Here is a 22599-nt window from a genome sequence, read left to right as displayed (position 1 = left end):
CGTCACCGTCCATCCGGGTGAGCACGACGCCGGAAATGCCGACTTTGGCGTTGAATTCCGAGGCCACGTTGACCGCGTCTTGGCCGGTCAGACCATCGACGACCAACAGGGTTTCGCGCGGCTGTGCGATGTCGCGGACGGCTTGGATTTCTTCCATCAACACTTCGTCGATGTGCAGACGGCCAGCGGTGTCGAAGAACACCACGTCATAGCCGCCCATCGCGGCTTGGGTCTTGGCGCGCTTGGCGATCTGAACGGCGGATTCGCCTTTGACGATCGGCAGGCTGTCAACGCCGACCTGCGCCGCAAGGATCGCCAGCTGCTCCATGGCTGCGGGGCGGTTGGTGTCGAGCGAGGCTAAGAGGACGCGCTTGCCGTTACGGTCTTTCAAGCGTTTCGCCAGTTTGGCGGTGGTGGTGGTTTTGCCCGAACCTTGCAGACCCACCATCAGGATGGCGGCAGGCGGGTTGTCGATTTTCAGCGCTTCGGGTTCATCATCACCCGCCAGCACCCGCACGAGCTCATCGTGGACGATTTTGACGACTTGCTGGCCGGGGGTGATCGACTTGGTAACGGCTTGGCCAATGGCGCGGGCTTTCACCGCTTTGACGAAGTTGCGCGCGACTTCCAGCGACACGTCGGCTTCCAGCAGGGCGACGCGGACTTCGCGCAGGGCAGTGTCGACATCCGCCTCGGACAGCGCACCGGCTTTGGTCAAGCGGTCGAACACGCCACCAAGGCGTTCTGACAGGCTTTCAAACATCGCGCTCTCCTAGATCAAAACCCCTAGATGGGGTGCTACGGCGGGTTTCCCAAGGCCAATGCGAAACAGCACCTGTGGGCGCAACGCGCTGACAGGTGGCGATCCCGGCATAAGCCAAGGGACCGGAAGCGCATGCCTCCGGGGAATTGGCTCGGGCGATACGCGCTTGGGGGAGCAGAGTCAAGCAGGGCTGCGTTTTGCGGGTTTCTTTGGCGGTTTTTGGTTCAGCCAAGTGTTGATCTGCTGCACCGCGATCTTCGCGCCGGACCCCGAACGGAATATAGTAGAGAGCGGCAACGGCGGGCCAGAGCTGAAGTGCAACACGGCGCGTTGGCAAGGCCCGGCCTTGCTGTCAGGGTCATTGGCACTGGTTTCCAGCGCCGCCTTGGTGACGTCGGCCAAGGGGCGGAATTGTTCGCGCGCGCCCAGCACCCCGACGCTGCGCAGGGTCAGCGTGTTGCTGAGGCGGTCGAATACAGCCACCTCTTGCCGCACAAAGACGATGAAAACCACGCCGAACAGGCCAAACAGCAACGCGAGTGCGGTCAGATCGCTGTGATCGTCGGAAAAGGCCTTGGCCAGCCAGATCGCCGCGAATACCAGCATGGCACAGGCGATCCCAAGGCCCATAAGCACCGGCCTTGCCCGCAGCACCAACCGATCCGGCGAAGAGGAAACAAGCTGCATGGCACCCTCTGGCGGCATTTGACAGGCTTGCCTTAGTATCCCCCTAAGCGATGCTTCGGGCAACCCTTACCTCAGCCCTGACAAACCTCTTGCTTTGTCCACAATCTTTGCCGATTCATGTGCGCAAATGCACAGGAGATCTGCTCGATGGATAACTGGGACGAGATCAGAACCGCGTTTCAGGTAGCGCGGATGGGCACGGTTTCCGGCGCTGCCGAAGTGATGGGAGTGCATCATGCCACCGTCATCCGCCATATCGACAGTCTGGAAAAGCGGTTGGGGGCAAAGCTGTTTCAGCGTCATGCCCGCGGCTATACCCCAACCGAGTCGGGGCGCGATCTGTTGTCTGTGGCGCAGACCACCGAAGATCAGTTTGGCCAGCTTGCCAGCCGGATCAAGGGTCAGGGTGAGACCGTGGCGGGCGAATTGGTGGTGACCTCGATCACCGGGATCGCGCATTTGCTGGCCCCGGTGTTCGCGGCGTTCCAAGAAGCGCATCCGGCGGTGGTGATCCGGTTTCTGACCGATATGCGGCTGTATCGGCTGGATTATGGCGAGGCGCATGTCGCGATCCGGGCCGGGGCAACGCCGCAGGAACCCGACAACGTCGCGCTGCCTTTGGTGAAGCTGCAGATGGGACTTTACGGATCGAAAGCCTATGTCGAACGGCATGGGCTGCCGAATGGCGAGGCCGAGTTGCTGCTGCACCGCTTCATCGGCATCGACAATCCTGACAACCGCGCGCCGTTCTATCGCTGGCTGCGCGAGCGAGTATCACAAGATCGGCTGACCTTCCGCGTCAACGAACCCGCAGCGGCGGAAGTGGCGGTGAAGGCGGGGATGGGTCTGGGGTTTTTGCGCACGCATGAGGCGCGGCTTGATCCCGATCTGGTCGAAGTGATGGCCCCGATCCCGGAATGGGATTCACCTTTGTGGATCGTGACGCATGTGGATTTGCATCGCACGCTGAAGGTGCAAAGCTTCCTGAGCTGCCTGCGCCATGCAGCCTCAAGCTGGTGTCAGGCTTGAGGGCTTGGGCTGGGCTAAGCCCAGCGCAGCGCGGCCATGTTGCAATGTTGGCGTTTTCGGCCTTGGTGGCGGGCAGCTTTAGTCTGGGGGCCATGGCGGCGCGACATGTTTCGCCCTCTGCGCTGACCGTGGCGCGGTTTGCTTTGGCGGGCGGGCTGGTGGGGCTGGCGGCATTTCTGACCGTGGGCGTGCCGCGCAAAACCTGGGTTGCCCCTTGGCGCTATGTGATCCTGGGCGGGCTGCTGGCTTTATATTTCGTGCTGATGTTCTGGGGTTTGCAGACCGCCGAGGCCGTGCCGACGGCGGCGGTGTTCACGTTGACGCCGTTGATGGCGGCGGGGTTTGGCTGGCTGCTGCTGGGGCAGATCACCACCGCACGGATGGGCTTGGCGCTGCTGATTGGCGCTGCGGGCGCGCTATGGGTGATCTTTCGCGGTGATCTCGCGGCGCTGGCGCGGTTTCAGGTCGGGCGCGGCGAGTTTATCTATTTCTTCGGCTGCATTGCGCATGCGCTGTATGCGCCGATGATACGCAAGCTGAACCGGGGCGAGCCTGCTTTGGTGTTCACCTTTGGCATGATGCTGGCGGGCTTTGTGATTCTGTGCCTGTGGGGCTGGCGCGATGTGCTGGCAACCGATTGGGCCACCCTGCCCGCAATCGTCTGGATTTGCTTGATTTATGTCTCAGTCGCGGCCTCGGCAATGACTTTTGTACTGCTGCAATTCGCCACGCTGCGGCTGCCGTCGGCCAAGGTGATGGCCTATACCTATCTGGTGCCATCTTGGGTTATCCTGTGGGAAATTGCCTTGGGCCGCCCTGCCCCGCCGATAAATGTGTTGGGCGGCGTCATTCTAACCGCTTTAGCTTTAATCCTGCTGTTGAAGGATGAAACCTCTTAGCGTAAACGTTTTCATAGCTGACATGTTAGCGCTAATAGTGCTGTAGGCTATCGGTTCTGGGGAGGACATTTATGTATATCGGGCTAGACCTCGGCACCTCGGGGCTGAAGGGCATTCTGATGGATGACGGCCAGCGTGTGCTGGCCGAAGCGACAGCGCCGTTGACGGTGGAACGCCCCGCCGAGGGGTGGTCGGAGCAGGCCCCGGCGAGCTGGATTGCTGCGGCTGAAATTGTGTTGGGCAAATTGGCCGCGCATGGTTTGGGGGCGGTGAAGGGCATCGGGCTTTCCGGCCATATGCACGGGGCGACGCTGCTGGATGCGTCGGATCAGGTGCTGCGCCCCTGCATCCTGTGGAACGATACCCGCAGCTTTGCCGAAGCGGCGGCTTTGGATGCGAAGCCAGAGTTCCGCAGCCTGTCGGGCAATATCGTGTTTCCGGGCTTTACCGCGCCAAAACTCGACTGGCTGCGCAAGAATGAACCGGCACTTTGGGATAAAGTCGCCAAGATACTGCTGCCAAAGGATTATCTGCGGCTGTGGCTGACCGGCGAGCATGTGTCTGAAATGTCAGACGCCGCTGGCACCGCTTGGCTCGACACCGGCAAACGCGATTGGTCGGATGTTTTGCTGGCCGATTGCGGGCTTTCCCGCGCGCAGATGCCGCGATTGGTGGAAGGCTCGGACGTTTCGGGCATGTTGCGCGGCGATCTCGCCAGCCGTTTAGGTATGACGGCAAGCGTTGTGGTGGCGGGCGGGGGTGGCGACAATGCGGCCTCGGGCGTCGGGGTAGGTGTGGTCCGCGCGGGCGAGGCGTTTGTGTCTTTGGGCACCTCTGGCGTGCTGTTTGCGGCCAATGACGGCTATCAGCCAGACCCTGCGACGGCGGTGCATACGTTCTGCCACGCTTTGCCGAACACCTGGCACCAGATGGGCGTTATTTTGGCCGCAACGGATGCGCTGAACTGGTATTCCAAGCTGGTGGGCGCCGATGCTGCGACCTTGACGGGCGAAGTGGGACCGCTGCAAGCGCCGGGGAAGACGGTGTTCCTGCCCTATCTGGGCGGCGAGCGCACACCGTTGAATTCTGCCTCAATCCGAGGGGCGTTTACTGGGCTGGAACATGCGACCGACCGCGCCGCAGGGACGCGCGCGGTGCTGGAAGGCGTGACCTTTGCCTTCCGCGACAGCCGTGACGCCTTGGCCGCAACGGGCACCAAGCTGGAGCATTTGCTGGCGGTGGGGGGCGGATCGCGCTCTGACTACTGGCTGCGCGCGATTGCGACGGCGCTGGATTGCCCGGTCAGCCTGCCGGTGGCGGGTGATTTCGGCGGGGCGTTCGGTGCAGCCCGCCTTGGCCTGATGGCCGCCACAGGGGCGGGCGCTGAAATAGCCACCCTGCCCGAAATCGCGCGGGAAATCCTGCCCGACCCGAAACTGAAAGACGCCTTCGATGCGGGCTATGCCCGTTACCGTGCTGCACAAACTGCGATCAGGAGCCTCGCATGACCGATTTTTTCAAGAACATCCCGCAAATCAAATATGAGGGCGAAGGCAGCACCAACGAGTTTGCCTTCCGGCATTACGACCCCGAAGAGGTGCTGCTGGGCAAGCGGATGGAAGATCATCTGCGCTTTGCCGTCGCCTATTGGCACAGCTTTGCATGGCCGGGCGGCGATCCGTTCGGCGGGCAGACCTTTGATCGCCCGTGGTTTGGCGACACCATGGCTTTGGCAAAGCTGAAGGCCGATGTAGCGTTTGAGATGTTCGATATCTTGGGCGCGCCCTTCTACGCCTTCCACGATGCCGATGCGCGGCCCGAGGGGGCGACTTTCGCTGAAAGCCTGCGCAACCTTGAGGAAATCGTTGATTATCTTGGCGAAAAGCAGGCGGCTCACAAGGCCAAGCTGCTCTGGGGCACCGCGAACATGTTCAGCCACAAGCGCTGGATGTCAGGCGCTGCCACCAACCCCGACCCGGAAGTCTATGCCTATGCGGCGGCCACGGTGAAATCCTGTCTCGATGCCACGCATAAACTGGGCGGTGCCAACTATGTGCTGTGGGGCGGGCGTGAGGGCTATGAGACGCTGTTGAACACCGATCTGAAAGCCGAGCGTGCCCATGCGGGCCGCTTCCTGCAGTCAGTGGTCGAGTACAAATATAAGATCGGCTACAAGGGCGCGATCCTGATCGAGCCGAAGCCGCAAGAGCCGTCGAAGCACCAGTATGACTATGATGTGGCGACGGTTTACGGCTTCCTGAAGGATTTCGGGCTGGAGAAAGAGGTGCAGGTCAATATCGAGCAGGGCCATGCGATCTTGGCCGGACACTCGTTTGAGCATGAGATTGCCACAGCTGCGGCTTTGGGGATTTTCGGTTCGATCGACATGAACCGCAATGATTACCAATCCGGCTGGGACACCGACCAGTTCCCGAACAACCATGCCGAGAAGGCCGTGGCGTTCTATGAGATCCTGCGCGCGGGTGGCTATACCACCGGCGGCACCAACTTTGACGCCAAAGTGCGGCGTCAAAGCCTCGACCCCGAAGACCTGATCCTCGCCCATGTCGGCGGCATGGACACCTGCGCGCGGGCGCTGAAAGCGGCGGCCTATCTGCTGGAGGATGATACCTTGGAAGCCGCCCGCCGCGCGCGCTATGCCGGATGGGAGCGCGACGGGGCGAAAGCCATGCTGACGCAGCCGCTGGAGGTGATCGCCGAAGCCGTGATCAAAAACAACATCAACCCGCAACCCCGCTCGGGCCGTCAGGAACGCCTCGAGAACCTCTGGAACCACTATATCTGAGCGGATACTGCTGAACGGTTAGATAAGCGCGGCCAGCGGTGGGATGCCATCGCTGGCCGTGACGCTTTTAAGGGCGGCAGCGGCGGCGCGGTGGCCGAGGCGCAAAGCGCGTTCGGGCGGCCAGCCTTGGTGAATGGCGTAGATCACGCCGGCGCAAAAGGCGTCTCCGGCCCCAACCGGGCTGAGGATTTCGGCGGGATTTATCGGCTCGGGGTTGGACCAGAGCGCGGTTTCGTCCAGCCTCAGCGCGAGAGTTCCGGTGTGAAGAATCACGGTTTTCGCGCCTTGGGCTTGCAGGGCGGTGGCGGCTTCCAACAGGCGGGCGCGGTCGTCTGGGGCGATGTCGGTGCGGTTGGTGGCGCGGGCGGCTTCGATTTCGTTCAGGAAGAGGTAATCTGTGTGTGGCAGAGTGGCTTTGACGGTGTCGGCAAAGTCGGGCGTGGCGGATGAGACCAGATCAACGCAGGTGATCATGCCAGCGGCTTGAGCGCGGGCAAGCAGGCGGGCGGCGGGTGTTTCTCCGCTGGGTTCCACGGCGTCGAGCGTGGCCAAGAGGTTTGGGTAGCCAAGGTAGAAGATTTTGGCGTTTTGGGCGGCGATGGACTCAATGGGAATGTCGGCTTCGCTCAGCGCGTCATTGGCGCCGGGATGGTAGAAGAAGGTGCGACTGTCACCGGGGACGTTCATCACTTGGGTATGGGCTGTCGGGTGGCTGGCGGTTTGTTTCAGCCATCTTGTGTCAACTTTGGCTGTGGCACAGGCGGCAAGGCAGATTTGCGCATGGGTGTCGGTGCCGATCAGACCTACGGCGTAAAGCGGCAGGTCGGTTTTGAAGGCAGCGAGATCCAGGATGACGTTGGCAGCGCCGCCACCTACCCCGGTGGCCTCATGCTGGATGCGGACGAGATCATTTTTCTGCGGCCAGGCTTCGATGCTGTGGATGATATCGACGATCCAGTTGCCCGCACAGGCGATGCCGTTTCTCATGAGTAATCCACACTTACGGTGCGGTTTTCTTTGCCTGCGGTCAGGGCGGCGGTGAGCACGGCGTGGTGGGCTGCGGCCTCGGTCGGGTGGGCGCAGGGGAAGCCTGCGGCGTCACCACCCGCGAGTTCGTCGAGATAGGCGGCCCACATCTGCTGGATTGCATCGGTGAAGCCGAATTCAAAGATGCCGCCGGTGATGCCGGGGAACAGGGGTGTGTATCCGAGATCCTCGGTTTGCCAGCACTGCGCGCCGCCGTTTTGGTAGTGCATGAACTGCCATTGCCGGGGCGATTTGGTGGTGAAACAGGCGCTGCCTTTCATGCCGAGGACACGGAGCGACCATGTGTTCGCCTCACCTGGGGCGATGCGCCAAGTCTTGAGCACCATTGGGAAATTGCCGTAGCTGGTGGGGACGCGGGCGGTGATGGTGGCGTTGTCCCATGTCTCACACGGCACGAGGTTGCCTTTGCCATCGGGGCGTTGGCTGACGCGCTTCACCAGACTGGCTTGCACGGTGTCGGGACGCCAGCCAAGGCGCAGGGGGACGTGCAGGACGTGCATGCCCAAATCACCCATGCAGCCATATTCGCCGTTGACCGCTTGCATCCGCTTCCAGTTGATCACCTTGTCGGGGTTGATATCCGAGGAATGCAGGAAGCTGGCTTCGACTTCGAGAATGTCACCGACTGCGCCGGATTTAACGAAACTAATGACCTTTTGTGCGCCGGGGTAGAACGGCATCTCGGACGAACAACGGGTGATCAATTCGGGATGGGCGTTGACGGCGGCCATGATGACGCGGTTTTGGGCTGCATCCATGCCAAAGGGTTTTTCGCCGAACAGGTGTTTTCCGGCGTTCAGGATATCGGGATAGATCTGGGCGTGCAGGACGTGCGGGACGGCGCAGTAGACGGCATCGACTTCGGGGTTTTTCAGCAGGTCGTGATAGTCGGTGGTGGTTTGGATCGGGCCGAGATGGCCCGCGAACCAGTCCATCAGGGCCGGATTGGTGTCACATACTGCGACGATGCGCGGTTTGGCTTTGGGGTTGGACAGGTGCAGCCAGCGGGCGGCAGCCGAGGCGAATTCGCGGCCCATCAGGCCACAACCGATGATACCGAAGCGGATTTCCTGCATGGCTTAGGCCAGATGCTTGGCGGCGTCGGCGGCCGTGGCTTTGTCATGCACAATCGCCATCAAAGCGCGGGTCATGCCGCCGGGATTGACGTGTTGCACGACATTGCGGCCATAAACGATGCCGCGTGCGCCTTGCTGCATCAGCTCATGCGTGCGGGTGAGGATTTCGGCGTCAGAGACCCGACCGCCGCCGCGCACCAGAACGGGAATGCCCTGGGCGATTTCGATCACGCGGTGGTATTCGGACACATTGGTGCAGGGGTCGGCTTTGATGATGTCAGCGCCGAGTTCGGCGGCTTGGCGCACCAGCGGCAGGATTTTGGCAATGTCACCATCCACCATATAGCCGCCCTTGGCATTGTCTTGCATCACCAGCGGTTCGACCATCAGCGGCATGCCGTAGATTTCGCATTCGCGTTTGAGGGCGTTCACGTTGCGCACGCAGTCTCGGTAGAGTTCGGGCTGGTTGGGCAGCAGGAGCAGGTTGACGACGACACAAGCGGCGTCCAAGACGAGGCCCTGTTCCACTGGACGGTCGATGACTTCGGAGTAAAGCGTCCGCGGCAACGGGGTGCCGTAGACGTTGGCGATATCGGTGCGCAAAACCAGCGCGGGGCGGTTCTTGCCGGGGATAGCTTGCAGGATTTTCGCGGTGCCGGGGGGAAGCTGGATGGCATCAGGGGCGGCTGCGGCGACGGTTTGGATAGATTTGGTCATGTTTTCGATGCCGCCCAAGAAGGAGGCCTCGTTGAACATGCCGTGGTCGATGGCGACGTCAAAGCAATTGCCGGAGGGTGCGAACAGGCGGTTGAGGCGTGCGGCTTTCATGGCAAAATCCTGTTTATGAAAACGTTTTTATAATGGCTATCTTTGAGCTTGGATTCTGTCAACGGCAAAGGAAAATCCTTTGGCGGTAGGTTTACTTGCGAGCTGGGGATGGTCTAGCCTTGATATGAAATGGCAGGAGGTCACGATGGCTTGGCAGCAATATCTGGACGCAGAGCAGGCGCGGTTTGTGCAGGAATTGCTGACGTTTGTGCGAATTCCGTCGGTGTCGGCCAAGCCCGAGAATATCCCGGATGTGGTGCGGGCAGCGGAGTGGGTGGCGGCGCGGTTGACGGCGGCGGGGGTGGAGGGGGCAGAGGTTTTACCGACAGATGGGCATCCGGTGGTCTGCGGGCACTGGCTGCATGCCGGGGCGGAGAAGCCGACCATCCTGATCTATGGGCATTTCGATGTGCAGCCCGCCGAGCCGTTTGATCTGTGGGACAGCCCGCCGTTTGAACCCGAGGTGCGGGATGGCCGCGTTTGGGGCCGTGGGGCTTCGGATGACAAGGGCGGCATGTTGGTGCCGATCCTGGCGGTGGAATCGCTGCTGAAAACCGCCGGGCGGCTGCCGGTGAATGTGAAGTTTTTCTTCGAGGGGCAGGAGGAGATTGGCTCGCCCGATCTGCCGCCGTTTGTGGCGGCCAATGTGGACCTGTTGACAGCGGATATGATTTTCTCGGCGGATGGGCTGCAATATGCGCCGGATCAGCCGCAGATTGTTGAGGCGCTGAAGGGGCTTGTGAAGGCGGAAATCGTGGTGCGCGGGCCACGGTCGGATCAACACTCGGGTCTGCATGGCGGTGGGATTGCCAATCCGGCGATGGCTTTGGCGCATCTGCTGGCGTCGATGAAATCGGCGGATGGCTTGGTGACGATCGATGGGTTTTATGACGATGTGGTGCCACTGACTGAGGCGGATCGGGCGGCGATTGCGCGGATACCGTATAATGAGGCGAGCTATCTGGCGGAAACCGGCGCGCCTGCGGTGTTTGGCGAGCCGGGGTATTCGACACGCGAGCGGTTGTGGGCAAGACCGACGCTGGACGTGAATGGGCTCACCAGTGGCTGGCAGGGGATTGGATCGAAGACCGTGCATCCGGCGGAAGCTCGGGCGAAAATCACCTGTCGGCTGGTGGCGGCGCAGTATCCGGCAAAGATTTTGGCGGCTTTGGCTGCGCATGTGCAGGCGCATTGTCCTGCCGGGGTGACAGCTGAACTGGAGCCGGGGCACGGTGGGGCGGGGCCGTTTCTGGTGCCATCGGGACACAATGCGACCGGGATCGCGGCGCAAGTGCTGGAGGAGGTCTACGGCAAAGCGCCCTATCGCACGCGGTTGGGCGGATCGATTCCGGTGATGACGACGCTGCTGGAGGTGCTTGGGGTTCATGCGGTGATGTTTGGCTTTTCGCATGACGATGAGAATCTGCACGCGCCGAATGAGTTCTTCCGGCTGGATGCGTTTCGCTTGGGTCAAGCGGCCTATGTGCGGTTATTGCAGCGATTGGGGGCGTGATGTTCGCAAAGGTGCGTGCAAGCACGCATCTTACGAAAGGGCTGCAAGCAGGTCCATGGCGGTGATCTGATCGAATTGGACATGGCGGTGCATCAGCGCCTCGGCCCCGGCGGCGTCACGGGCGAAGATCAGCGTGGCGATGGCGCGGTGTTCGGTGGCAGAGCTGGCGATGGCCCCGGCATAGCGGTAGCGGGCGCGGTAATAGGCCAGCAACTTGCGGGCGTTGGTCTTGATCATCTCGGTCAGAAACGGATTGCCTGCGGCGAGTGCCACACATTCGTGAAAGCGCAGATTCAGTTGGTAATAGGCGTCGGGGTTGGCGTCGCCTTGCTGAATGGCGAAGTTTTCGCACGCCAGCACTGCATCTTCCAACGCTGTGGCCCAAGACACCGACAAGCGGCGGGCGGCGAGGCCCGCGGCCTGGCCTTCGAGTTTGGCGTGGACTTCAAGAATGGCGAGAAATTCCTCAAGGCTGGGGCGGAACACCGTGGCCCCCTTGCGCGGCAGGCGTCGCACCAGACCCATCGCCTCAAGTTGCAGGATGGCTTCGCGGACAGGGGTGCGCGAAACGGCGAATTCTGTGACGAGTTCAGCCTCGTCGATCACATCGCCGGGGTTGAGGCGGCCTGCGTCGATCCACGACAGGATCGTATTGGTGAGGGTTTCGGTTTGGCCTGCCATGTCTGATCAAAAGACCGAAAATGCTGTCGCGTAAAGGGGGATAGCGGGAAAACTTCATGTATCGAGGGATTGATTGTTTCGCAAATACAACCAATGGGGGATTGTCGCACCATGACTTCCCCGCGATGGCTGCACGAAAGAAATCGACCTGTAGCGCGAAAGCCGCAAATGTGGCTGAATTGAGGGGGAAATCTGACAAATTCAAAGCAGGCCTGGCCGAACCACTAGAAATCGCAACGCAGGCTTTGTATCCATATCAGCAATCAGCCCCCGAAAGTGGGGCGAATAACACGCCGGACACTAAAGTCTGGGTTTTTGAGGCGGAGTAGTAAGATGGTAAAAGCGATTGATTTCGCTGTCCGCAATGTTGCGGGCGGTGCGCAGCATGGCAGTGTCGCAGGCGATACTCAGGGCAACTTCATTCAGGTCGGTTCGGGGGACAGCGTTTCGCTGAACCTCTCCCGCGCAAGCGTGGTGGGCTATGAACAGCAAGGCGGCGATTTGCTGATCAAGCTGTCGGATGGCCGCAGCATTGTGCTGAGCAACTATTTCAACGAACAACCGGGGGATGTGAATCATCTCTACGTGTCTTCGGAAGGTGAGATCACCGAGGTGATCATCCGCGAAGGTCAAGACGGCATGCTGGCGGCAGATTATGGCCCGGTCGGCGGCTGGGATAAATGGAGCCCGCTGGACGATCTGCGTTTTACCCAAGCGGATAGCATCTCGGATGTGGCACTGGTATCAAACGAGCCTGCAGGCATGGCACCGTTTGTGCCGGGTCTGTTGGGTCTGGGTGGCATGGGTGCGATTGCAGCCGGGGCCGGTGTGATTGCCGTGATCGGCGGCGGCGGTGGGTCGAGTGATGGTGGTGGCACCCCCGACACGACTCCGCCGGCTGTAACCGTGACCGAAGGCACCAAATCGGTGAACCATGTCGAGAACGGTGCGGATTATGTGAATGGCGTCGTGATTGGCGGCACCAGCGAACCGGGCGCGACGGTCGAGGTGCTGGTCAACGGCCACACCCAGACCACGGTTGTGGACAGCAGCGGCAACTGGACGGTGACCTTCCCGACTACGGAAGTTGATCCGGGTGAGTATGAGATCCCGGTTGTGGTGAAGGCCACCGATGCAACGGGCAACAGCACGACCTGGAACGATGTTCTGGTGGTGGATACCGTGCCGAACCCGATCAACTTTGATGCGGTGACGGGTGACGACAAGGTAAACTTTGTCGAAAATTCGACCGGGTTGGTAGTGACGGGCAGCTCGATTGCTGGCGCGACTTTGGATGTGACGCTGAATGGCGTGACGAACACGGTTGTGGTTGGCTCGGATGGGCATTGGACCACGACTTATCCGACTGGCACCCTGCCCGCTGGTGAATATACCCAAACGATTACGGCAACTTCGACCGATAGCAACGGCAACACCTCGACCTCGACCCATACGTTCGCAGTGGATACCGAGACTTCGGTGGTCTTCACTGGCACGCCGGGTGGCGATGGCATGGTGAACGCAAGCGAAGCTGCGGCAGGCGTGGTACTGAACGGCACGGCGCAAGCTGGTGCGTCGGTTTCGGTGGCGTGGAATGGCACGACGCTGACCACAACGGCCAATTCGAGCGGCGTGTGGTCGGTGACTTATCCGGCAAGTGCGGTGACGGCTGGCACTTATACCTCGACCGCGACGGCCACAGCGACCGACAGCTTTGGCAACACGGCAACGGCGACGCAGGTGGTGAATGTCGATACCGAAACGTCGGTGACGGTGAACGCAGGCCAGTCTGGCGGCGATGATGTGATCTCGGGTGCTGAGGCTGCGGCTGGGGTGGCTTTGACCGGCACGGCGGAAGCGGGCGCGACGGTTGTGGTGACGTTGGAAGGCGTATCGCATACGGTTACGGCGAATGCGTCGGGGGTTTGGACCGCGACGTTCGCGACCTATGAGATCCGTCAGGGCACCTATGACTCGGTGGTGTCGGTGACTTCCACCGATACGGCGGGCAACACGGCTTCGACCACGCATGACCTGCATATCGACACTGAGACGGCTATTGCGGTGAATGTGGGCCAAGCGGGCGGCGACGACCTGGTCAACGCGGTTGAGGCTGCGGCTGGGTTGGCACTGACCGGCACGGCGGAAGCTGGGGCCACGGTCACAGTGACGTTTGAAGGCGTCACCAAGACCGTCACCGCTGGTGCAGATGGCACTTGGACGGCGCATTATTCCAGCAGCGAAGTGCGCAGCGGAACCTATGACTCGACCGTGCAGGTCTCGTCGGTGGACGGCGTTGGCAACACCGCATCGACGACGCATTCGCTGCACATTGACACGGAAATTGCAGTTGCGATCCCAGTGGGTCAGGCGGGCGGCGATGACAAGGTTTCGGGCGCTGAACAAGCGGCTGGGCTGATGCTGAACGGCACCGCAGATGCAGGCGCGACGGTTGTTGTGACGCTGGAAGGCGTGTCGAAAACGGTGACAGCGGCCAGCAACGGCACCTGGACTGCGAATTTTGCGGCCAGTGAAGTGCGCGCGGGCACCTATGACTCGGTGGTGACAGTGCAGGCGACGGATTCGGCGGGCAACTCTGCGACTGCAAGCCATACCGTGCATGTCGATACCGAAACCAACGTGGCGATCACTGTCGGCCAAGCGGGCGGCGATGATATCATCAGCGGCGCGGAAGAAGCGGTTGGCGTGGCGCTGACAGGGACGGCTGAAGCGGGTGCGAGCGTGGTTGTGACGATGGATGGCGTAAGCCACACCGTTATCGCCAGCAATGCAGGCACTTGGACGGCAAATTTCTCGGCCAGCGAAATCCGTTCGGGCACCTATGCGACGACCGCAACGGCAGTTGCGATCGACGCTTTGGGCAACACCGCCACGACCAGCCATGTGGTGAATGTCGATACCGAGGTGGTGCCGTTTGACCGCGCCTCCTTGTCGACCGGGGCGGATGCGATCCTGAACGCGGCGGAAGCTACCAGCGGTTTGACCGTGACAGGCCATGTCGAGGCGGGCTCGACCGTGATGCTGAAGTTCGGCAGCGGCGCACAACATGCAGCCACTGTCGCAGCGGATGGCAGCTGGAGCTTCACCATTCCGGCGGGGGAGATTCCGGTGGGCGAGAACTCGGTGACACTAACGGCAGTGGCGACGGATCATGTTGGCAACGTCTCGACCCTGACCGAGCAAGTGGCTGTCGATACCATCGTGCGCAACTTTGCTGGCGCGCCGGTGATCGCAGGCGATGATATCCTGAACGCGGCAGAGCGGGCCGCGGGGCTGACGCTGACCGGCACGTCGGAGCCGTTCTCGACACTGGTGCTGACGCTGGCGAATGGTGCGGAAGTGACGGCTTCGGTCGGCGCGGATGGGCTGTGGAGCGCAACCTTCCCGACCTCGTCCTTGCCGACCGGGGAAGGCACCACTTCGGTCACGGTGACGGCAACCGATGTTGCAGGCAATACCACCAGCTACACCGATAGCTTTGCCTATGACACCGTGATGCCGAACGATCCCTGGATCACCAATGATGCGGGCACTGGCAACCTGATCTCGGGTGTGGCTTCGGCGGTATCGCCGGATACGCTGACCTATCACGCGGTTGCGGCGACGGGTGCGGCGACTGATCTGGCAACGACAGCGCAGTTCGATGCGGGCGTCGATGTGAATGGCACCAATGTGCCGAGCCACTGGGCGTTCTTCACCAATCCTGTGGCCGATGGCAGCTATCTGGTGATCAATGACACCGATGCAGCTGGCAACGAGCAGAGCACGCTCTATCTGCGCTCGACCACGGATGTGACCGTCGATCTGACCCGCGAGGGGCTGCAAGGTTTCGACTTTGGCACCATTGATCTGACCTCTTCGCAAGCGACGCTGTCGCTGACCGAAGCGCAGATCAACAGCCTGACCGGAGCGGATCAACAAATGGCGATCCGGGGTGATGCAGACGATCACGTCAACATCGCGGGTGCTGTGGCCGGTGGTCAGCAGGTGGTGAACGGCGAGAGCTATACGCTGTATACGCTGGGCACGAGCGGGGCGAGCGTGTTGGTTGACGACGATATCCACGTCAACACGGGCACTGGCGTCTGATCCGGGAACCGGGCCATGCCCAGAAATCGTAAAAACGGATCCGGGTTCGGGGTTAAAAACCTCGGCCCGGCGCTTGCAGGGCTTGCCTTGCTGGCGGGTTGCATGGGGGGAGCGGAGGCTCCCTCGATGCTGCAGACGCATGAACAAGCGGGACCGAGTGCGGTAGGGGCCTTGGGGCAACCTGCGGGCTCGGGACTGATTGGGACTCTGCAGGCGCGTCGCTCGGTTCTGCCGCAGGGGGGGGCTTACGCGAAAGTATCCGACGCGGTGATCCATGCCAGTGCCGGGGCAGCAGAGGCCGAGTTGCGGGTGGCGCGACTGAAGGCGAATGCGCAGTCAAAGAACTGGCTGCCGTCGATCGGGCCTTCGGTGAACCTGTCCTCGCTGGGTGGCTTGGCGGCGAGTTTGCTGCTGGAACAGGCTTTGTTCGACAACGGGCGGCGCAAGGCAGAACGGGCGTTTGCTTCGGCGGATGTTGAGGTCGCGGCGGTGAGCCTGTCCACCGCGATGAACCAACGGGTGTTTGAGGGGCTGTCGTATTACGTCAATGCCCAACGGGCGCGGGCGCAGGCGGTGGTAGCGCAGGCGGCGGCGGGCCGTTTGCAGGAATTCAACGTGATCATGGGAAAGCGCGTGGCAGGCGGCTTGTCGGATGGATCAGAACAGCAGGTTTTGAACCAGCGCGTAGCCGAAATGCAGGCGACAGTGGCGGTAGACCTTCAGACCGAAGCCAGCCAGATGGCGCAGCTGGCGGCTTTGGCCGGGCAACCTTTGGGTGGGATCAGCGGCTTGGATGCGCTGCCCGATCTGGGCCAATCGACGGCCGAGCCTTTGGCGGTGGTTAAAGCGCGTGGTGAAGGCGCGCGGGCGATTGCGCAGGCACAGATGCAATTGGCCGGGTTGAAGTTTGGTCTGTCGGCGACGGCGGGCTTGGATGATGGCGGCGTTAATCCCGGCGTGAAGTTGAACGGCGCGGGGCTGTTCAATCCCGGCGCGAAGGACAATATCGCAGCCTTGCAGCAAACCGGGGATGTGGTCGACCGTCAGACGGCCGAAGCCGCCGAGACCGCCAATCGCCGCATCGTGGCGTTGCAGCAGCAGAAGGCCAATCTGGCTTCTCGCCAAGCGCAGGGCAATGAGGTGCTGCGGCAAACGGCGGCAAACCTTGATCTGTTCACCCAGCAGTACAAGGTCGGGCGGCGGACTCTGCTGGAGTTGGTGGGGCAATACGACGCCTATGCGCGGTTGCAGCGCGATCAGGCCTCGCTTGGCTATGACATGGCGCTGATTGATCTGGAAATTGCCCGGGATCGTGGGTTGTTGGTAGATGGGGCACGGATGTGAATGACCGGGTTGTTGCCTTTGACATAAACGCGGGCCGCGTGGCTGCGGCTGGAATAGTTGCAGAACGTGCGGGGGCTGAGGTGCGGGCGCCGCAGGGCCGGCATAACGCACGCGCCTTAAGCCGGGCGCAACTGGCGACGGTCTATGCCGGGCTGGCTGGAGTGGAACTGGCAGTTTCCGATGTGGTGGAGCAGATCCAACTCGCCTCGGAAGCCGGGCAGTTGGGCTTGCCAGAGGTTGCGCGGGCGCTGCGCGGTTGCGGGTTAAGTGCAAAGGTTGATGCTGTGGCTGCGCCGAGCATCGCGCATTGGCCCGCTTTGGCCGAGATGACCTCGGGCCAGATCGTCTTGGTGTTGTCTGAGACAGCCGATGGCGTCGAGGTTTACGACACCAGCGTCGACAACATGTGCGCCGAGGTGCCGCACGAGGATTTCGCCCAAGTCTATGCCGGGCGGATCTTGCGGCTGCGGACCTCCGTGGCCGAGTTGGAAACGCGGCATGTCGAGACGGCGAAGACGCCGCATTGGTTCTGGGGCGAATTCAACCGTTACAAACGGCAGTTGGGTGAGGTGGCGGCGGGGTCGCTGGTGGCGAACCTGCTGGCCGTGGCGGTGTCGCTGTTTTCGATGCAGGTTTATGACCGGGTGATCCCGTATCAGTCAGAACCGACCCTATGGGTGCTGGCTTTGGGCGCGATGCTGGCGATCTGCCTTGAGGCTGCGTTGAAACTGGCGCGCTCGGGGTTGATGGATACCACTGGCAAACGGATTGAATTGTCGGTGCAGGCGCGGCTGATGGACAAGCTGCTGGGCATGAAGCACGGGCCGGGGCAGCGCAGCCCTTCGGCCTTGTTCTCGGCCATGCGCGAGTTTTCCTCGGTGCGCGAGTTCTTTACCGCGACCACGATCGGCACGATGGCGGATTTGCCGTTTATCCTGATTTTCCTCGCGCTTGTGGCCTCCATCGGCGGCAATCTGGTGTGGATCCTGATCATCGGCGGCGTGCTGATGGTGCTGCCGGGGTTCCTGTTTCAAAAACGCATGGTGGCTTTGACGGCGGCCACGCAGGGCGCGTCAACCCGTGCGGCGCGGTTGCTCTATGAGGCGATCTTTGAAGCCGAAACCGTGACCACACAGCGCGGGGAAGATCGCATCAAGCGGATTTGGGCGGAGCTTTCGACGCTGTCCGCCGTGAAATCATCCGACCAGCGGCATTTGACGGCAATGCTTGGCTATTGGGCGCAGGGGGTGCAGCAGGCGACCTATATCATGGCCGTGGTCGCCGGAGCCTATCTGGTGTTTGCGGGCGATTTCACCGTGGGCACGATCATCGCGATTGGGATTTTGACCGGGCGGACATTGGGGCCATTGGCCTCGCTGTCGTCGACGATGTCAAAATGGACCAACGTGAAGGCGGCACTGGACGGGTTGGATGCGATTGCGGCGTCGAATCAAGCCGAGGAAACCGGGCGGCACTACTTGCGGCGCGATAAACTGGTGGGCGCGTTTGAGTTGCGCAATGTCGAATTCCGCTATGATCCGAAAGCGGCAGCTACCGTTGAGATCAACGGGCTGTCGATCCCGGCAGGGCAGCATATTGCAGTCTTGGGTGCGAATGGATCGGGCAAATCGACGTTGTTGCGCGTGTTGGCGGGGCTTTATGAGCCTTCGGCGGGGCGGGTTTTGATCGACGGGGTTGATCTAAGCCAAGTGCATCCGCGCGATCTGCGGCGCGGCGTGGGCTATCTGGGGCAAGAGGTGCGGCTGTTCGCAGGCACTTTGCGCGATAACCTGAACTTGTCGCAACTGGAGCGCAACGACGAGCGGCTGTTTGATGCGCTGGATTTCGCAGGGCTTGGTCCGTTTGTGCGCAGCCATCCGCGCGGGCTTGATCTGGAAATCCGTGAGATGGGCGAAGGTCTGTCGGTTGGGCAGCGCCAAAGCATCGGTTGGGCACGGATCTGGTTGCAAAACCCACGCGTGGCGATCCTGGACGAACCGACGGCGGCGCTGGATCAGACCTTGGAGACGACGCTGGTGTCGCGGCTGAAAACCTGGCTGGATGGTCGGACAGCGATCATCGCCACCCACCGCGTGCCGATTTTGCAACTGACCAACCGCGTGGTGATCATGCAAAACGGGCGGCTGGTGGTGGATGGGCCACGGGAAGCCGTGCTGGCGCATCTGAACAATGGTGGCGTGGCAGCGCAGGCCCCTGCCCCGGCAGCGGGCGTTGCGATTGGCAGCATCAATCCGGTGAAAAAACCCTTCACCATGCAGGTCGGGGGGGCGACGCCATGAGCCTAGCCACCTATGACGAAGGTTTCGCCGAGAAGACCCGTGGGCCCAGCCGGACGATCTGGATGATCGTGCTGGTGATGGTGGTGTTCGTGGCTTGGGCTGCCGTGGCTTGGGTTGATGAGATCGTGCGGGCGCAGGGCGAGGTGGTATCTTCGAGCCGACCACAGATCATCCAGAACCTTGAGGGCGGGATTCTGGCCGAGTTGAACGTCGGTGAGGGAGATGTGGTCGAGCCGGGGCAGACGCTGGCGCGGCTATATGGCACGCAGTATCAGGCGGCGGTGGATGAGCTTTCCGATGAAATCGCCACCTTGGAAATCCGCCGCTTGCGGCTGGAAGCCGAGATGAATGGCGAGCCGGGGTTTGATGTACCGGACAGCTTTGCCAGCCGCGTGCCGGATGTGGTGGCTTCGGAAAAGGGCCTGCTGACAGCGCGGTTAAGCGAATATGACTCGCGGGTGGGCGGGGCGCAGGCGGTGTTGGAGCAAACGTCCAAAGAATTGGAATTGCTTGAAAAGATGTTCAAACAGGACATCGCGCCCTTGATCGAAGTCACACGAGCGCGGCGCGACAACTCGGACGCCAAAAACAAGCTGAGCGAGGCGCGCACCACGACCGAGATGGAACGCGCAACCGACTATGCCAAGACCGAAAGCGAGCTTGCAGGCCTGCGGCAAAAGCTGAAACTGGCGCAAGACCAGTTGTCGCGCACTGTGTTGGTGGCACCGATGCGCGGCGTGGTGAACAAGCTGTCGATCACCACGATTGGCGGGGTGGTGAAGCCCGGCGAAGAGATTTTGCAGATCATCCCGCTGGATGACGCGCTTTTCATTGAGGCGCGGGTGAAGCCGCGCGATATCGCCTCGGTGCGCGAAGGTTTGGATGCGACGGTGAAGCTGTCGGCCTATGATTACACGATTTACGGGTCTTTGAAGGCAAAGGTGGTGTTCATCTCGGCAGACACGTTCAAGGACGAACGATCCCGCGAACCGAATGGCGATCCGCATTACAAAGTGACGCTGGCCGTGGATCAAGGAAAATTCACCGAGCGACAGAAGGGGCTGCAGATCAAGCCCGGCATGCAGGCGGACGTGGAGTTGGAAACGGGGGGGAAAACGATTCTGACTTACCTCACCAAGCCGCTGTACAAGTCGAACCAAGCGCTGCGAGAGCGCTAGGTTGATAGGAAATAGCTAAAATCCAATCGCTTAAGCCTTGGTAAAGCCTGTTCCGCTAATCTGAGCCCGGGTGTGAAACATGGGTGTGTGATGGCCGGGCAATCAAATGCCGCGCCAGTCATCATCAAGCGGAAGAAGATTATCAAAGCTAGCGGTCACCACGGTGGGGCGTGGAAAGTGGCCTATGCTGACTTTGTGACGGCCATGATGGCCTTCTTCATGCTGATGTGGCTGTTGAACGCGACAACGGAAAAACAACGTAAAGGAATCGCGGACTACTTCAGTCCGACCATCGCGGTCAGCCGGGTTTCGGGTGGCGGTGACAGCATGTTTGGCGGCGATTCCACGTTCTCAGAGGAAACGCTGGCGAAAAACGGCACGGGCGCAAGTTCGCGCCAGCCCACCGAAAGCGACAAGGCGCGCGGGGCGGCGGCCTCGGGCGAAGCGGCGGCTGCCGCTGCGGCAGAGCAAGGCCGCATGGAGCAGATCGCCAAGACCTTGATCGCGCAGGGCGGCGAAAGCATGACCATGCAGCGCATGCTGCGGCATGTGGTCACCAAGGTCACAGATGAGGGCTTGGTCGTGGAAATCTTCGATCTTCCAGATGTGGCCCTGTTTGTGGGCGACACAGCAGAACCTACGGGCCAGACGCGCAAAATTGCGGCTTTGATCGCTGAAGTTCTGGATCTGGCCGAAAACAAAATCGCGGTGAACGGCCATCTGCGCAGCCTGCCGATTACGCTGAAAGACAACCCGGCTTGGGATCTTTCGACAGCACGGGCACAGGCAATCCGCGGCCTGTTGGAGCGGGAAGGAATTGACAGCGCGCGGATGGCGCGGATCAGCGGTCATGCTGACCGCAAGCCCGCCACCGAAGACCCCGCTGCGATCCGCAACAATCGTTTGGAGATCATCTTGCTGCGCAAGGATCGATGAGATGGGTAAAATTTGAGCTGTTAGGGTGATCTTAAGGCGCATCGGGCAGGTTCGATCTGACACAGGTCGAGGCTTCAGAAAGGCGCTTTACATGACGATTTCCTCTTCGATGAACGCGGGGGTGGCGGGGCTGAATGCCAATGCCAACCGTCTTGCAACAATTTCCGACAACATCGCAAATTCCTCCACCTACGGCTACAAACGGGCCGAAACCGATTTTCATTCGGTGGTGCTGCACAGCAACCCGAAGGCCAGCTATTCGGCGGGTGGAGTGCGCGCGTCGAACATGCGACTGATCGACGAACGCGGGCCGCTGATCTCGACCGCGAATGCGACAGACCTTGCCATCAACGGGCGGGGATTTCTGCCGGTAACCGATCTGGGTGCGTTGGAAAGCTCGGACAGCAGCTATCCGATTTCGCTGGTGACAACCGGATCCTTTCGCCCCGATTCCGAAGGGGTGTTGCGCACGGAAACCGGCCTGGTGCTGATGGGTTGGCCTGCCAATCCAGATGGCAGCTTGAACATCTATCCGCGTGACACGATGGCGGCGCTGGAGCCGGTGCGGATCAACGCGAACCAGTATATCGGCAATCCGACCTCGGAAATGGCGCTTGGCGTCAACCTGCCCGCCTCGGCCAGCATCGCAGGGGCATCGGGCGATCCGCATGATCTGACGGTCGAGTATTTCGGCAACCTTGGCACCTCGGAATCGCTGGATTTCAGCTTTGTTCCAACGGTACCAACGTCGGGGGCCTCGAACACCTGGACGATGACGGTGCGCGACAGCGCCTCGGGCGGGGCGGTGATTGGTGAATATACGCTGACGTTTGATCCGTCACAGGTGGCAGGCGGCACGTTGGCTTCGGTTACGGCGGTCTCTGGCAGCGCTTATGATCCGGCAACTGGCACGATCCCGCTTTCAGTGGCGGGCGGCGGCATTTCGTTGAAGGTGGGTGAGCTTGGGCAACCGAACGGGATGACCCAGCTTTCCAGCAGCTTTGCCCCGGTTTCGATCAGCAAAAACGGCTCTCCCGTGGCCAGTCTGACCTCGGTAGAGATCGACGAGAAGGGCGATCTTTACGCGATCTACGATCAGGGCTTCACCCGTCGGATCTATCAGATTCCTGTGATTGACGTGCCCAACCCAAATGGGCTGATGGCCTTGAACAATCAGACCTATCAGATCTCGGCAGCATCTGGCCCGTTCTACTTGTGGAACGCAGGTGATGGTCCGACCGGGTCTTTGGTGGGATTTTCACGGGAAGAATCCTCGACCGACGTGGCGGCCGAACTGACTCAGCTGATCCAAACCCAGCGCGCCTATTCCTCGAACGCCAAGGTGATCCAGACCGCGGATGAGATGCTGCAAGAAACCACCAATATCAAACGATAGGAGGCT

17 protein-coding genes are annotated in these 22599 nt (G+C 61.1%); 11 read left to right on the top strand and 6 right to left on the bottom strand.

Going from position 1 to position 22599, the window contains the following annotated elements; all coding sequences use genetic code 11:
- Both U1A24_RS15595 and U1A24_RS15590 read right to left on the bottom strand, forming a co-directional pair.
- Window positions 1-763, bottom strand: a 763-nt coding sequence (locus U1A24_RS15595) for a signal recognition particle receptor subunit alpha (protein ID WP_322322898.1), incomplete at its 3' end; no start/stop codon positions are given.
- A 180-nt stretch (window positions 764-943) separates the two neighbouring features.
- The gene (locus U1A24_RS15590) at window positions 944-1450 is read right to left on the bottom strand and encodes a hypothetical protein (protein ID WP_322322897.1); all 507 of its coding nucleotides are present in this window, start codon (window positions 1448-1450) and stop codon (window positions 944-946) included.
- Window positions 1451-1597: 147 nt separating this feature from the next.
- On the opposite strand from U1A24_RS15590, the gene U1A24_RS15585 reads away from it, so the two are divergent.
- From U1A24_RS15585 to xylA, 4 genes are all read left to right on the top strand, one after another.
- Window positions 1598-2479, top strand: coding sequence for a LysR family transcriptional regulator (locus U1A24_RS15585; RefSeq protein WP_322322896.1), 882 nt, complete (start codon window positions 1598-1600; stop codon window positions 2477-2479).
- Window positions 2476-3378, top strand: a complete 903-nt coding sequence (locus tag U1A24_RS15580) for a DMT family transporter (RefSeq protein ID WP_322322895.1) — start codon at window positions 2476-2478, stop codon at window positions 3376-3378. The genes U1A24_RS15585 and U1A24_RS15580 overlap by 4 nt, the downstream gene beginning before the upstream one ends.
- Window positions 3379-3449: 71 nt before the next feature.
- Complete coding sequence (gene xylB / locus U1A24_RS15575; protein WP_322322894.1) at window positions 3450-4886, top strand: xylulokinase; 1437 nt, start codon at window positions 3450-3452, stop codon at window positions 4884-4886.
- A complete protein-coding gene (gene xylA, locus U1A24_RS15570) occupies window positions 4883-6184 on the top strand; it encodes a xylose isomerase (protein ID WP_322322893.1) in 1302 nt (433 codons plus the stop codon). Before xylB ends, xylA begins: the two co-directional genes overlap by 4 nt.
- 18 nt (window positions 6185-6202) lie before the next feature.
- Here xylA and U1A24_RS15565 read toward each other — a convergent pair whose 3' ends face one another.
- Genes U1A24_RS15565 through U1A24_RS15555 form a run of 3 tightly spaced genes read right to left on the bottom strand, consistent with a single transcriptional unit; the run spans window position 6203 to window position 9135 of the window.
- Window positions 6203-7171: a carbohydrate kinase family protein gene (locus tag U1A24_RS15565; protein ID WP_322322892.1), complete on the bottom strand. Its 969-nt coding sequence runs from the start codon at window positions 7169-7171 to the stop codon at window positions 6203-6205.
- A complete protein-coding gene (locus U1A24_RS15560) occupies window positions 7168-8307 on the bottom strand; it encodes a Gfo/Idh/MocA family oxidoreductase (protein WP_322322891.1) in 1140 nt (379 codons plus the stop codon). The genes U1A24_RS15565 and U1A24_RS15560 overlap by 4 nt, the downstream gene beginning before the upstream one ends.
- Window positions 8308-8310: 3 nt before the next feature.
- Window positions 8311-9135: an aldolase gene (locus U1A24_RS15555; RefSeq protein ID WP_322322890.1), complete on the bottom strand. Its 825-nt coding sequence runs from the start codon at window positions 9133-9135 to the stop codon at window positions 8311-8313.
- A 145-nt stretch (window positions 9136-9280) separates the two neighbouring features.
- Here U1A24_RS15555 and U1A24_RS15550 point away from each other — a divergent pair, with 145 nt between their 5' ends.
- Window positions 9281-10648, top strand: a complete 1368-nt coding sequence (locus U1A24_RS15550; protein ID WP_322322889.1) for a dipeptidase — start codon at window positions 9281-9283, stop codon at window positions 10646-10648.
- 30 nt (window positions 10649-10678) lie between these two features.
- Here the strand turns inward: U1A24_RS15550 and U1A24_RS15545 are convergent, their stop codons facing one another.
- Window positions 10679-11329: a GntR family transcriptional regulator gene (locus tag U1A24_RS15545; RefSeq protein WP_322322888.1), complete on the bottom strand. Its 651-nt coding sequence runs from the start codon at window positions 11327-11329 to the stop codon at window positions 10679-10681.
- Window positions 11330-11662: 333 nt separating this feature from the next.
- Here U1A24_RS15545 and U1A24_RS15540 point away from each other — a divergent pair, with 333 nt between their 5' ends.
- From U1A24_RS15540 to U1A24_RS15515, 6 genes are all read left to right on the top strand, one after another.
- Complete coding sequence (locus U1A24_RS15540; RefSeq protein ID WP_322322887.1) at window positions 11663-15439, top strand: Ig-like domain-containing protein; 3777 nt, start codon at window positions 11663-11665, stop codon at window positions 15437-15439.
- Between the two features lie 126 nt (window positions 15440-15565).
- Entirely contained in the window at window positions 15566-16783 is a 1218-nt protein-coding gene (locus tag U1A24_RS15535; protein ID WP_322322886.1) for a TolC family protein, read from the top strand.
- Window positions 16780-19083 (top strand): ATP-binding cassette domain-containing protein, encoded by a 2304-nt coding sequence (locus U1A24_RS15530; protein WP_322322885.1) that lies wholly within the window; start codon window positions 16780-16782, stop codon window positions 19081-19083. Before U1A24_RS15535 ends, U1A24_RS15530 begins: the two co-directional genes overlap by 4 nt.
- Window positions 19080-20261 (top strand): HlyD family efflux transporter periplasmic adaptor subunit, encoded by a 1182-nt coding sequence (locus tag U1A24_RS15525; protein WP_322322884.1) that lies wholly within the window; start codon window positions 19080-19082, stop codon window positions 20259-20261. The genes U1A24_RS15530 and U1A24_RS15525 overlap by 4 nt, the downstream gene beginning before the upstream one ends.
- Window positions 20262-20351: 90 nt before the next feature.
- On the top strand, window positions 20352-21197 hold the full coding sequence (locus U1A24_RS15520; protein ID WP_322322883.1) for a flagellar motor protein MotB: 846 nt from the start codon (window positions 20352-20354) through the stop codon (window positions 21195-21197).
- Between the two features lie 91 nt (window positions 21198-21288).
- A complete protein-coding gene (locus U1A24_RS15515; protein WP_322322882.1) occupies window positions 21289-22593 on the top strand; it encodes a flagellar hook-basal body complex protein in 1305 nt (434 codons plus the stop codon).
- Window positions 22594-22599 lie beyond the last annotated feature (6 nt).

This window comes from Cypionkella sp. (assembly GCF_034376685.1).
In the GTDB taxonomy this organism is placed as follows: domain Bacteria; phylum Pseudomonadota; class Alphaproteobacteria; order Rhodobacterales; family Rhodobacteraceae; genus Cypionkella.
The sequence above is the reverse complement of the archived record's forward strand: the minus strand, read 5'-3'. Positions and strand labels throughout refer to the sequence as shown.

Coding starts and splice junctions, on each gene's coding strand:
- U1A24_RS15590 (WP_322322897.1), bottom strand. CDS start 1,450: ATGCAGCTTGTTTCCTCTTCGCCGGATCGGTTGGTGCTGCGGGCAAGG.
- U1A24_RS15585 (WP_322322896.1), top strand. CDS start 1,598: ATGGATAACTGGGACGAGATCAGAACCGCGTTTCAGGTAGCGCGGATG.
- xylB (WP_322322894.1), top strand. CDS start 3,450: ATGTATATCGGGCTAGACCTCGGCACCTCGGGGCTGAAGGGCATTCTG.
- xylA (WP_322322893.1), top strand. CDS start 4,883: ATGACCGATTTTTTCAAGAACATCCCGCAAATCAAATATGAGGGCGAA.
- U1A24_RS15565 (WP_322322892.1), bottom strand. CDS start 7,171: ATGAGAAACGGCATCGCCTGTGCGGGCAACTGGATCGTCGATATCATC.
- U1A24_RS15560 (WP_322322891.1), bottom strand. CDS start 8,307: ATGCAGGAAATCCGCTTCGGTATCATCGGTTGTGGCCTGATGGGCCGC.
- U1A24_RS15555 (WP_322322890.1), bottom strand. CDS start 9,135: ATGAAAGCCGCACGCCTCAACCGCCTGTTCGCACCCTCCGGCAATTGC.
- U1A24_RS15550 (WP_322322889.1), top strand. CDS start 9,281: ATGGCTTGGCAGCAATATCTGGACGCAGAGCAGGCGCGGTTTGTGCAG.
- U1A24_RS15545 (WP_322322888.1), bottom strand. CDS start 11,329: ATGGCAGGCCAAACCGAAACCCTCACCAATACGATCCTGTCGTGGATC.
- U1A24_RS15540 (WP_322322887.1), top strand. CDS start 11,663: ATGGTAAAAGCGATTGATTTCGCTGTCCGCAATGTTGCGGGCGGTGCG.
- U1A24_RS15535 (WP_322322886.1), top strand. CDS start 15,566: ATGCTGCAGACGCATGAACAAGCGGGACCGAGTGCGGTAGGGGCCTTG.
- U1A24_RS15525 (WP_322322884.1), top strand. CDS start 19,080: ATGAGCCTAGCCACCTATGACGAAGGTTTCGCCGAGAAGACCCGTGGG.
- U1A24_RS15520 (WP_322322883.1), top strand. CDS start 20,352: ATGGCCGGGCAATCAAATGCCGCGCCAGTCATCATCAAGCGGAAGAAG.
- U1A24_RS15515 (WP_322322882.1), top strand. CDS start 21,289: ATGACGATTTCCTCTTCGATGAACGCGGGGGTGGCGGGGCTGAATGCC.